The sequence below is a fragment of the Nitrospirota bacterium genome, from assembly GCA_037386965.1.
Lineage (GTDB): Bacteria > Nitrospirota > Thermodesulfovibrionia > Thermodesulfovibrionales > JdFR-86 > JARRLN01.
Genome location: JARRLN010000012.1, coordinates 20,199 through 31,377 on the forward strand (window position 1 = coordinate 20,199; position 11,179 = coordinate 31,377).

Sequence of the window (11,179 nt, forward strand, 5' to 3'; positions counted from 1 at the left end):
GCGCAGACGCCTGCCAAAGTAACCCCGGCGCCTTCGATGTCGCCTGCCGGGATGCCTCCGGCCGCTATGGAAGCGGCGGCCCTCTCTGCTGCTCGGTCCTCTGGTCGTTATCCCCCGAACCCTTCCCAGGGAACCCCGAATAAGGGTCGAAGGCATCCCTCGCTTGACAGGGGACGGGGGGAAGATGCTAATGTAAGCAAGCACTAACATATTAAGGAAGGAGCTTTTCGTGAAGCGCAGGCCGGCACGGGACAGGATACTGGAAGCGGCGCTCAAGGTATTTTCGCGAAACGGGTATCTGGGGGCGACGACCCGCGAGATAGCGCGACAGGCCGGGGTGGCCGAACTCACGCTGTTCAGGCATTTCCAGACCAAGGAAGGCCTTTTCGACAGCGTGCTGAAGGAGTCGTCGGTCCTTCCCGCCCTGAAGGAGCTCATGCCGCGGGCCGAGGAGCTCCCGTATCGGGACGCGCTGGCTCTCATCGCGCGGAGCTTTCTCGACCGCCTCGTGGAACGCGCAGACCTTGTGCGCATATTGCACAGCGAGGTGCATCTGTATCCCGAGAAGGTGCGCGAGATACACCGGAGGTTCATGCAGGAGGTCTACGACACGATAACCCGGTATTTCAGGGGCCTGCAGCGAAAGGGCGCACTCGGGGAGTTCGACCCGTACCTTGGGGCGCGCGCATTTCTCGGGATGTTCTTCGCCCATTTTCAGACGCTCAAGTTCCTACCGCCCCGGAGTCTCGGGCGGCTGAACCAGGAAAGGCTCATAAAGGAATACGTCGATATCTTCGTACACGGCACCCTTAGAAACGAGAGGCGATGAGACATGGAAGAGCAGAAACTACCGGGCAATAACCACAGGAAGAAGCGCGCCGCCCTGGCCGTGGCGGCCCTGGCCTTCCTGGCCGGGGGCATAGCCCTCCTGGGCTATTTGCATTACAAGGCATATCACATCTCGACCGATGACGCTTTCATAGACGGCGACGTCTATACCATCACCTCCAGGGTCAGCGGTACCGTCGAGTCCGTCCCGGTCGACGACAACCAGCGCGTCAAAGAGGGCGATGTCCTTGTGGAGCTTGACCCAAGGGACTATGCATTGGGCGTCCAGCAGGCGGAAGCCGCGCTCAGGTCCTCCAGGGCCAAGCTCAAGGAACTCCAGGCCAAGGTGCAGGTCGCACGCCTGACCCTCAAGGAGGCCGAGGGCGCGAAGGAGGCGGCACGCGCCGATCGGGAGCTGAAACAGGCAACCCTTCGGAAGGCGGAGCAGGACCTGCGGAGGGCGGAAGCGCTGTTGAAGGAGGAGGTTCTGCCGAGGGAAAGGTATGACAGCGCCGTGACGGCGTGCGACGTCGCGCGCGCGGACGTTACGGCGGCTTCGGAGAGGCTGCGCCAGGCCGGAGCAGCCCTGGACGCCAAGCGTGCCGTGGTCGCGCAGGCCGCCTCGGAGGTCGAATCGCAACACTCCAAGATTGCGGAGCAGGCCGTGGCGCTGGCGGCCGCCCGCCTTTCGCTGAGCTATACGACCATAACCGCCCCCGCCTCGGGCTACGTAACCCGAAGCGGGGTAGAGAAGGGCAACCGGGTCAGCGCGGGCCAGCCTCTGATGGCGGTGGTGGACCTGGACAACGTCTGGATAACCGCCAATTACAAGGAGACCCAGGTGGGCAAGATGAAGCCGGGGCAGTCCGTGGTGTTCGAGGTGGACGCCTGGCCGGACGTCCAGTTCAAAGGCACCGTGCAGAGCATCATGGCGGGCTCCGGGTCCGCCTTCTCCGTCTTTCCCCCCGAGAACGCCACGGGCAATTACGTGAAGGTCGTGCAGCGCATCCCCGTGAAGATAATGCCGGAGAAGGGTGCGTTCCGCGAGCATACGCCCCGCGTCGGCATGTCGGTAGTGCCGGTGGTCAACGTGCGATAGGGTGGACCCCGGGATATCCGCAATGAGGACGGACGATGGCTGACGGACAGACGGAAACGGGGGCGGCCCGGCCCGGTGGGCCCGAGGACGAGGGGGTATCCTCTTTCAGCAAGTGGATAGTGGCCCTGACGGTCATGCTCCCGACGCTCATCGAGATAATAGACACCTCCGTCGTCAACGTCTCTCTCGACCACATCCGAGGCGCCCTTTCGGCGGGCATAGACGAGGCCACCTGGACGATAACCGCCTATCTGGTCTCCAACGCCATGGTCATACCCATGTCGGGCTGGTTGAGCCGCCTTTTGGGCCGGAAGCGCTACCAGCTGGGCTCCATCGGCATATTCACGCTGGGCTCCTTCATGTGCGGGTCGGCCTGGAGCCTCCAGAGCCTGATATTCTTCCGCGTCTTGCAGGGCCTGGGAGGCGGCGGGCTGGTGCCGGTAAGCCAGTCCATACTGCTTGAGGCCTTCCCCAAAAAGCAGCACGGAACAGCCATGGCGCTTTTCGGGATGGGGGCGATGTTCGGCCCCATAGCCGGGCCCTTGCTCGGAGGCTGGATAACGGACAACTGGAGCTGGCGATGGATATTCTATGTAAACATCCCTATCGGCATCCTCTCGATTGTCATGAACGGCATCGTCATAAAGGACCCGCCGTACATGAAGCGGCAGAGGATGAAGATAGACTACGTGGGGCTTCTGCTGCTGGCCATAGGGCTGGGCTCGCTGCAGTACGTGCTGGACAAGGGGCAGAACGAAGACTGGTTCGGCTCTTCGCTCATCGTGGCCCTGAGCATCGTCTCGTTCGTGGCGATTACGTTCCTGGTGATAAACGAGCTTTACGTGGAGCACCCCATAATCAACCTCAGGCTCTTCAAGAGAAGGACCTTCCTGAGCGGCAACCTTATCATGTTTTTCGTCTTCTTCAACCTGTTCGGAAGCATCGTGCTCCTGCCGATATTCCTGCAGACGTTGATGGGCTACACGTCGTTCTACGCGGGGCTGGTGCTGGGGCCGGGGGGCGTCGTCACGCTCATGGCCATGCCCCTGGCCGGGGTGCTCATACAGAGGACGAGCCCCAAGCGGGTGCTCGCGGCAGGGATAATACTCTGCTCGTATACCACCTTCATGATGTCCCAGTTCAACCTCCAGACGGACTTCTGGAGCTTCGTCTGGCCGCGCATGACCCTGGGGCTGGGGATGGGCCTGACGTTCATCCCGCTTACCACGACCACGCTCTCGCCGGTGCCCAAGGAGAACATGGGCGAGGCCACCTCGCTGTATAACCTGCTGAGGAACATGGGCGGGAGCGTCGGCATAGCGTTCACCTCCACGATGGTCGCCCGAAGGACCCAGCTTCATCAGAGCAGGCTCGGGGACAACCTCAGTCCCTTTGATGTGCCTTACCGGATTGCACACGACAAGATAGCGGCAGGACTTGCCGCAAAGGGCCTGGACCCCGGAGCGGCGGGCCACGTCATGTACGGAGAGCTCGTCAAGCAGGCCTCGACCCTCGCCTTCAACGACGCCTTTCTGCTGATATCGGTCATGATGCTGTGCACGCTTGTTCTCGTGCCGCTGATGCGCCGCCCGCCGGTCGGACGGGGTGCGCCCCCGGGGGGGCATTAGGCGGCGTACCTTACGCGGGCTGTCTCGAAAGGGCCCCCGGGGCTTATGCGGGTGTTTAGCGGACCGCGGCCTCGGGCTTCATTTTTCAACGGGGCCGGGAGGACCGAGGGGGACGGCCCTCCCGGGAATGGGGACGCGCCCCTCAGTATGCCTCCGTGTCCTTCAAGACGTCCTCGGCGCTCACCTTCCGACGGAATATCCTGTACATCCATATCTGATAGGCGACCACGATGGGCACGAAGATGACAGCCACCACCGTCATGACCTTGAGGGTATAGCCGCTGGACGAGGAGTTGAAGGCCGTAAGGCTGTAGGCCGGGTCGATGCTTGAAGGGATGAGGTTCGGGTAAAGGCCCACAAGCCCGGTGAAGACCACGGCCAGAATCGTCGCACCGGAGGCGAAGAAGGCGGCCAGATGGCGCCCCATCGATGTGAAGACCTTTATGGCAAGAAGCGAGAGGACGGCCACCAGGGGAACGACGAACCAGGCGGGGCCGGCCAGGTAGTTTGCGTAGAGGTCGGTGGCAAACGCCGTTGCGCCGAGAAAGACTACGGCCACGCCGAGAAGCACGTACCATCCCTTTGCCGCTACCTTTTGGGCCCGCTCACTGACGGGGCCGGCGGTCTTCACCGACAGCCAGAGGGCGCCGTGCTCGACGAAAAGGGCGAGGAAAAGGGCACCCGTCAAAAGCCCGTAAGGGTTCAGGAGAGTCAGGAGGGTGCCGTGGTAGCCCTCGGCATCCATGGGCAGGCCCCGAAAGATGTTGCCGAAGGCCACGCCGAAAAGGAGCGCCGGAAGAAAGCTTCCAAGGAATATCGCCGCGTCCCATCCCCTGCGCCAGCCTGCGCTTTCGGCCTTGCCCCGGAACTCGAAGGCGACGCCCCGGAAGATGAGGGCCAGGAGAATGAGAAAGAGCGCGGAGTACAGGTAACTGAACATGAGGGCATAGGTCGTGGGAAATGCCGCGAAGGTCGCTCCCCCTGCGGTGACGAGCCAGACTTCGTTTCCGTCCCAGAACGAGCCGATGCTGTTGATGACCACGCGGCGCTCGGCATCGTTTCGTGCGACGAAGCGCTGAAGCATTCCGGCGCCGAAGTCGTAGCCGTCCAGGGCAAAGTACGCGGCCCAGAGAACGCCCCAGAGGATGAACCATATGATCTGAAATTCCATCTTATGCCTCCTGAGTTGTCTGTGGGGCGAAGCCCTCGGTGCCGCCCTCGGGTCCCTTCCGGGCGTACTTGGCCAGCAGAGAGACGTCCAGCGCGCCGAGGAGGCCGTATACCAGAGTAAAGCCCGCGAGGGAGAAAGCCACCTGCGAGGACGCCACCGAGGCCGACACGCCGTCGGAGGTCCTCAAAAGCCCGTAGACGACCCAGGGCTGCCTGCCCATCTCGGCCACTATCCAGCCCAGCTCTGATGCCAGGTAGGGAAGGGGCAAGGCGTAGAGCATCACCCTGAGAAGGGTTCGCCTGGACTCAAGCCCCTCCCGCCGGGAGTAGATGAACGCAAAAAGGGTAAGGGCGATGAACAGCAGCCCCAGCCCGAGCATGCCCCTGAAGCTCAGAAAGACCGGCAGAACGGGAGGGCGGTCCGCTGGAGGAAACGCCTTGAGCCCGAGGACCTTCGCGTTGGGGTCCCGATAGGCTAGAAAGCTCACGAGCTTGGGTATCTTGAGCGCCTCCACGGCGTTGCGTTCCTTGCCCGGGTCGGGGACGACGATAAGGCTGAAGGGCGCCCCCCTGGTCGTGTTCCACACGGATTCCATGGCCGCGAGCTTGGTGGGCTGTGAGCGGGCGACGCTTGAGCCGTGGAAGTCGCCGATGACGAATACAAGCAGGGCGCTGGCCAGCCCGAAAGCGGCGGCCGTCCTGAAAGAGGCCGTGAAGAAGCGAGTGTTGCTTTTTCTCAGGAGATGCCACGCCGAGACACCCATCACGAAGAACGCCGCCACCACGTAGCCCGCCATCAGGGTATGGCCGAACTTGAGCCAGCCGTACTCGTTGGTGGCCATGGCCATGAAATCCACCATCTCCGCCCTGCCGCCCCGCAGGGCATAGCCCACCGGCTTCTGCATCCAGCCGTTTGCAAGCAGAATCCAGAGCGCCGAGAGGTTCGTCGCGATGGCCACCAGCCAGATGGAAAGCGCATGGACCCGCTTGGAGACCCTGTTCCAGCCGAATATCCAGAGGCCTATGAAGGTGGACTCCAGAAAGAAAGCCACGGTGGCCTCGATGGCCAGGGGGGCGCCGAAGATATCGCCGACGTACCGGGAGTACTCGGCCCAGTTCATCCCGAACTGAAACTCCAGGGTGATGCCGGTTACGATGCCCAGGGCGAAATTGATGAGGAAGAGTTTTCCCCAGAACTTCGTCATCCTCAGGTACATCTCGTCGCCCGAGCGCACGTAGCGGGTCTCCATGTAGGCGACGAGGATGGAGAGCCCCAGGGTCAAGGGGACAAAAATGAAGTGAAAGCCGGTCGTAAGCGCGAACTGAAGCCTGCTTAAACTCACTGCATCCATTACCCTCACCTCCAGCGGGGGTTTGACCCTGAGCGGGTTCTGCCCCCATTTTTCACCGATTTCCGCGACTTGTCAACAAACAGGACAAAAACGGTCCTGCTTCGGCGCAAAATTTTTTCAGGATGCCAGATCCTTCATGGTCACCTTGCGCAGCTCGTTCTCGACCTCGCCCCTGAGCCTTGTCCACACGGGATGCACCGTGCAGGTGCTGCTCAGGCCGCACTTTTCCCCTTCCACGGCACAGAGGTTGATGGCCACGGGGCCCTGGATGGCCGAGACCACGTCAAGGAGCGTGACGTCCTCGGGTCTCCGGGCAAGGCGGTAGCCTCCGCCCGCGCCCCGGACGGAGGCCACGAGGTGGGCGAGATGGAGCCTCTGCAGTATCTTGGCGAGAAACGTCTTCGGCACGGACATGGCCCGGGCGATTTCGCCGGCACTTGAGGAGCGCTCGGTGTTTCCGGCCAGATAGAGAACGCATCGCACGGCGTAATCCGCTTCCCTGGTGATGAGCATCAGGACCTGGGTGTCTTCGCCGCAAAAGGGCCTCGGCGCATGGGCGGCCCGCCATCCCGGCGGTTTTCGGAAGAAATTCGGTGCAAATCCTTCATTTTGGTGCCACAGCAATCAGGATAACTTATGTCCTATTTATAGCGAGGGCGAAAAAGATTGTCAAGGGAAAAATTCGGGCTCGAGGGGGCCGGCGAGAAAAAGAACGGCCCCTTCTTCAGAAGAAGGGGCCGTTCACGTGATAGGGGTCAGGCTTGCCCTGAAAGCCTGGTCACCAGCACGGGGATGCCGGAAAGCCCGATGACCTTCTCCGTGACGCTGCCCATGAGGAGCTTCTTCACACCGGAACGTCCGTGGGAGCCCATGAAGATGACATCGGCCTTCTTCTCGCCGGCCGCCTCGATGATGCACTGATGGGCGTCGCCCTCCTTGACCAGGGCCTCGGCCCGAAGGCCCGCCTCCCCGGCCTTGCGGGAAGCCGCCTCGGCGGCACTCCTTGCCTTCTCGATGAGCTTTTCCGCCAGGTCGGGGGCCTGGGCATGGAGCTCGTCGTTCATGACGGCGGCGGACAGCACCGTAAGAGCGCTCCCATGGGAGAGGCCGAAGTCCACGGCGTGCTCCAGGGCCGCCTGGCTGTGGAGGGACCCGTCGGTGGCAACGAGAATTCTCTGCCAGCCGAGGGCGGCGTCCCGGGGGATGGCCAGGACGTCCACGGGAGCGTGGGCGACGACCCTGGCCGTCACACTTCCCATGAGCATGCGCTCTATCCTGTGCATCCCCCGGCGGCCCATGACGATGAGGTCGCAGTTTTCCTCCTTGGCCACGTCGAGGATGCGCTCGTAGGGCTCCCCCCGCTGCACGTTGGTTAGTATGGGGTACTCCTCGGCGTCCGCCAGCGCCTGGGCCTCGCCGATGAGCCGCTCGGCCGGGCCTCGAAGGACGTCGCCGATGTTGCTGACGCCGACCAGCTCGAGGTCCCCCTCGTAGGAGGGCATGACCGTGGCCACCTTGACCCAGCTCTTCTCGGCGCGGGCCAGGACGATGGCCTGTTTGAGGGCGTTTCTGCTTGAGCGCGAGCCGTCGAAGGCCACCAGGACCCGCCGGTACCTACCCATGGATGGCAGCCTCTTTGACGGCCCTCTCCTCGGCCCTGGAATGGATCATCCCCTTGGCCATGGCGCCGGTTATGATGAGGCCCGCCGTGGCCAGGGCGACCACCAGGGCCCAGAAGCTGACGGCTTCAAGCGCATGGGCTGTGCCGGGGGCAACCGACATCAGGCCGAGGTCCGAGAGGTACACGGGCACCTCGGCGCCGCGGCTGACGGCCACAATGAGCATCACCGCTCCCATGACGATCTTGACCACGTAGTCCTTGACATAGGTGGTGCCCAGCGCTCCCAGTTGCACGCCGAAGAGGGAGCCGGCCAGGATGAGCAGGGTGAGCCGTATGTCGATGAGCCCGCTCAAGCCCCACTGGATGGAGCCCCACAGGCCCATGATGAAGGCCACCACGAGCTCCGTGGCGCTGGCCACGATGGCCGAAGCGCCGACGACGTAGATCATGCCGGGCACCCCGATGAACCCGCCCACGGCGATGGTGGCCGCCAGCATGCCGGTGGCAAGCCCGATGGGCACGGTCACCCAGACGGACATCCTGACCCCCGCCGTCTTGAAGTCGATCATGGGGGGGATTTTCACCTTCTGAAGCCACAGCGCCAGTTTGGCGGTCTTTGTCTCCTGCCCGCCCTTGGAGAGCTTCCAGGCGTCGAGGAAGACGTATGCCCCCACGATGACCAGGACGGCAACGAAGACCAGGCTGACGTAGAGGTTGGAGCCGGCGTTGCCCCAGGTGTTGAGGATGAATTTCTGCACCCTGATGCCTATCTGGACGCCGGCTATGGCCGAGAAGGCCATGATGACGCCGAGCTTCAGGTCGACCTGTCCGTACTTGAAACGCTTGTAGGCCCCCACCATGGCCTTGGGAAATTTGTGGCACATGTTGCTGGCCACGGCCACCGCGCCCGGGGCGCCCAGGGACATCATGCTGGGGGTGAGCACGAAGGCCCCGCCGGAGCCTATGAAGCCGCTGAGAAGACCGCCGATAAACCCTATCAGAAGAAGGGAGAGAATCTTCTTGAGGGTCATCCCTATGAACATGATGTCGACGTCCCTGACGATTTCCCGCTCGCCGTGTCTGTCGACGCTCACCATGACTTTCTTGTGCAGGGGGATGTCCTCCGCCGCCACGCCCTCGGCAAGGCCCAGAGTGATGCCCATCTCCTTGCCCGAAGGGATAAAGGTGGCGGTGCCGGTGGCCTCGTCAACCGCGGAGAAGACGCCGACTTTCACGCCCTCCGGCGGTCCGCCCCCACCGGCAAAAGCCGCCCCGGAGAGCGCGAGGACAACGAGCATGGCCAGCAATAAAGACGCAACCTTTTTCATTTGAATTCAATTCCTCCTTTATTCCCTGTCGCAGGGCCTATTTCTTGCGCTTGGCCTTTATGCCCAGCACGTCAAGGACGTTGCTTGCAAAGGCCCCGTGGATGAACGAGAAGAAAAACGCGGTGGTTACCGGCAAGGCCGCGTGCACCCCGCCATGGGTAAAGTACTCCATCACGGCTTCCCTGTTGCTGAAGAAAACGGCGTATGACGTAATGGAGATGATGCCGAAGACAGCGGCTTTCAGGTACGGCTTCCTCTTTGCGTGCGCCATGTGTGTCTTGCCTCCTTTCTTAGGGGTTCTGGGGCTCCGAGACGAGCACCAGGGGACAGGGTATCTTGCGCAGAGACCCTTTGAGCTTTCTGTTTTCCTTGATGCAGTCCACCTCCAGTGCGGCGGTGGACTCCACCACGACGAACAATATGTCGCTTCGCCTCGTGGCGTGTCCGATGATGGCCTCCTTGGCGCAGCCCAGTTTCTTGACGACCGTGAAGGCCACCTCCTCCTGCCGGGCCTTTTCCTCGTAACCACGGACAGCCTCCCGGAGTTCTTCGACCCCGGAGGTGACCAGGACCTCGAGGCCGGCCCCGGTCCTCTTGGCCACGTTCAGGGCATACTGGAAAGAGGAGGCCTCCGTTTCCTTCCCGGTGAGAACGAGCAAGACCTTCTTCTCCCCCCGCACCATCTTGCGGGCGGCCTCCAGGTCGTCGGCTTCGGCGAAGGAGGCCGCCGACATCACGTCCTCGAATTTCTTGCGAAAATCGTCCATTAGCCCCTTACGCCCGGGAGGCAGCGCCCCGGCGGCTCTCCTCGTGCACTCCCGCCTCTGCGAACGCGACGGCCGCGAAAACGCTCTCGAGTCTCCTGGGCAGTCTCATCACCGACCTCATCTGGGATATTACCTATGCATTGCAAAGTGCAATAGCTATGCCAGGGGGCGGAAAATGCAAACACCTTGAAAAATCGAAGATAACCCGGATGTGCCTGAGCTGCCAAAAGATGCAAAATGCAACGTCCCCACGCGGTTGTCCGGAATTACCGGCTTCAGGGGACGTTGCATGAAAGAATGAAACTGTTGCAAAATGAAATGGATTCCTGTAGAGTAGTTCCATGAAGAGCAGCAAGAAGGAAAAGAATGGATACGACTTGGGCCTCTTCATCGTCCATGACATAGTGCAGGAGCACGGAGGAACCATTGGCGTGGACAGCCGGACGGGGCATGGGGCCACCTTTACCGTAATCCCGCCCGCCAAGGAGACGGAGACGAAATGAACCGGAACGCACGCACGGGAAAAATCCTTGTCGTCGAGGACGAGAAGACGGCCCTGAGGAACCTGGAGCACGTCATGAAGAAGGAGGGCTATGACGTCACGGGCACCCTGAGCAGCCCCAACGCGCTGAAGCTTCTGGAGGAGCAGGAGTTCGACGTCGTTTTGACGGACCTCAGGATGGAGAGGGTCGACGGGGTGGACGTGCTTCAGAAGAGCAAGCGGCTGCACCCGGACTCGGAGGTCGTCGTGGTAACGGCGTACCCCTCCATCGCCTCGGCCGTGGAGACCATGAAAAAGGGCGCCTACGACTTCGTCGCCAAGCCCTTCGAGCTCGACGACCTGTGCAGGGTGGTGCGGGGCGCCCTGCAGAGGGTGCGGCAGCGCAAGGAAAACGCCCAGTTGAGGGAGCACATCGAGCGCTTCGAGGGCCGGGTGAAGATAATCAGCCAGAACCCGGTTATCCAGGGCCTTCTGGAGACGGCCCGCCAGATAGCCCCCACGGAGTGCAGCGTCCTCGTCACCGGGGAGTCGGGCACCGGCAAGGAGCTTTTTGCCCGGTACATCCATTTCATGAGCCAGCGGGCCGAGGGGCCGTTTTTCGCCATAAACTGCGGGGCCTTGAACGAAGAACTGCTCTCCAACGAGCTTTTCGGCCACGAGAAGGGGGCCTTCACCGGCGCCACCGCGCAGAAGAAGGGCCTCATCGAGGCGGCCTCCAGGGGGACTCTTTTCCTGGATGAGATAACGGAGATGTCCCCGGCCATGCAGGTCAAGCTTCTGCGGGTCCTGCAGGAAAAGGAGCTCCTGCGCCTGGGCAGCACGGAGCCCGTTGCGGTGGACGTGCGCGTCATAGCCGCCACGAACCGCGACATCCAGGAGAGCAT

At 62.2% G+C, this 11,179-nt stretch carries 12 protein-coding genes; 5 read left to right on the forward strand and 7 right to left on the reverse strand.

The features are described 5' to 3' along the window. Positions 1 to 229 precede the first annotated feature (229 nt). Genes P8Y39_03090 through P8Y39_03100 form a run of 3 tightly spaced genes read left to right on the forward strand, consistent with a single transcriptional unit; the run spans position 230 to position 3,555 of the window. Positions 230 to 829 carry a TetR/AcrR family transcriptional regulator gene (locus P8Y39_03090; protein MEJ2191321.1) on the forward strand — a complete coding sequence of 200 codons (600 nt, stop codon included), beginning with the start codon at positions 230 to 232 and terminating at the stop codon, positions 827 to 829. Positions 830 to 832: 3 nt separating this feature from the next. Continuing rightward, entirely contained in the window at positions 833 to 1,927 is a 1,095-nt protein-coding gene (locus P8Y39_03095; GenBank protein ID MEJ2191322.1) for an HlyD family secretion protein, read from the forward strand. 35 nt (positions 1,928 to 1,962) lie between these two features. Beyond that, positions 1,963 to 3,555 (forward strand): DHA2 family efflux MFS transporter permease subunit, encoded by a 1,593-nt coding sequence (locus P8Y39_03100; GenBank protein MEJ2191323.1) that lies wholly within the window; start codon positions 1,963 to 1,965, stop codon positions 3,553 to 3,555. 142 nt (positions 3,556 to 3,697) lie between these two features. Here P8Y39_03100 and cydB read toward each other — a convergent pair whose 3' ends face one another. The 7 genes from cydB to P8Y39_03135 all read right to left on the reverse strand — a co-directional run bounded on the left by cydB (position 3,698) and on the right by P8Y39_03135 (position 9,793). Continuing rightward, positions 3,698 to 4,726: a cytochrome d ubiquinol oxidase subunit II gene (gene cydB / locus P8Y39_03105; GenBank protein ID MEJ2191324.1), complete on the reverse strand. Its 1,029-nt coding sequence runs from the start codon at positions 4,724 to 4,726 to the stop codon at positions 3,698 to 3,700. A gap of 1 nt (position 4,727) precedes the next feature. Further along, a complete protein-coding gene (locus tag P8Y39_03110) occupies positions 4,728 to 6,077 on the reverse strand; it encodes a cytochrome ubiquinol oxidase subunit I (GenBank protein ID MEJ2191325.1) in 1,350 nt (449 codons plus the stop codon). Positions 6,078 to 6,194: 117 nt separating this feature from the next. Continuing rightward, complete coding sequence (locus tag P8Y39_03115) at positions 6,195 to 6,590, reverse strand: Rrf2 family transcriptional regulator (GenBank protein MEJ2191326.1); 396 nt, start codon at positions 6,588 to 6,590, stop codon at positions 6,195 to 6,197. A gap of 242 nt (positions 6,591 to 6,832) precedes the next feature. Continuing rightward, entirely contained in the window at positions 6,833 to 7,699 is an 867-nt protein-coding gene (locus P8Y39_03120) for a universal stress protein (protein MEJ2191327.1), read from the reverse strand. Next, positions 7,692 to 8,741 carry a sulfite exporter TauE/SafE family protein gene (locus P8Y39_03125; GenBank protein ID MEJ2191328.1) on the reverse strand — a complete coding sequence of 350 codons (1,050 nt, stop codon included), beginning with the start codon at positions 8,739 to 8,741 and terminating at the stop codon, positions 7,692 to 7,694. The genes P8Y39_03120 and P8Y39_03125 overlap by 8 nt, the downstream gene beginning before the upstream one ends. Positions 8,742 to 9,063: 322 nt before the next feature. Then, positions 9,064 to 9,297 carry a hypothetical protein gene (locus P8Y39_03130; protein ID MEJ2191329.1) on the reverse strand — a complete coding sequence of 78 codons (234 nt, stop codon included), beginning with the start codon at positions 9,295 to 9,297 and terminating at the stop codon, positions 9,064 to 9,066. 19 nt (positions 9,298 to 9,316) lie between these two features. Then, complete coding sequence (locus P8Y39_03135; protein ID MEJ2191330.1) at positions 9,317 to 9,793, reverse strand: hypothetical protein; 477 nt, start codon at positions 9,791 to 9,793, stop codon at positions 9,317 to 9,319. A 341-nt stretch (positions 9,794 to 10,134) separates the two neighbouring features. On the opposite strand from P8Y39_03135, the gene P8Y39_03140 reads away from it, so the two are divergent. Beyond that, complete coding sequence (locus P8Y39_03140; GenBank protein MEJ2191331.1) at positions 10,135 to 10,296, forward strand: ATP-binding protein; 162 nt, start codon at positions 10,135 to 10,137, stop codon at positions 10,294 to 10,296. Beyond that, positions 10,293 to 11,179, forward strand: an 887-nt coding sequence (locus P8Y39_03145; protein MEJ2191332.1) for a sigma-54 dependent transcriptional regulator, incomplete at its 3' end; no start/stop codon positions are given. The genes P8Y39_03140 and P8Y39_03145, both read left to right, overlap by 4 nt.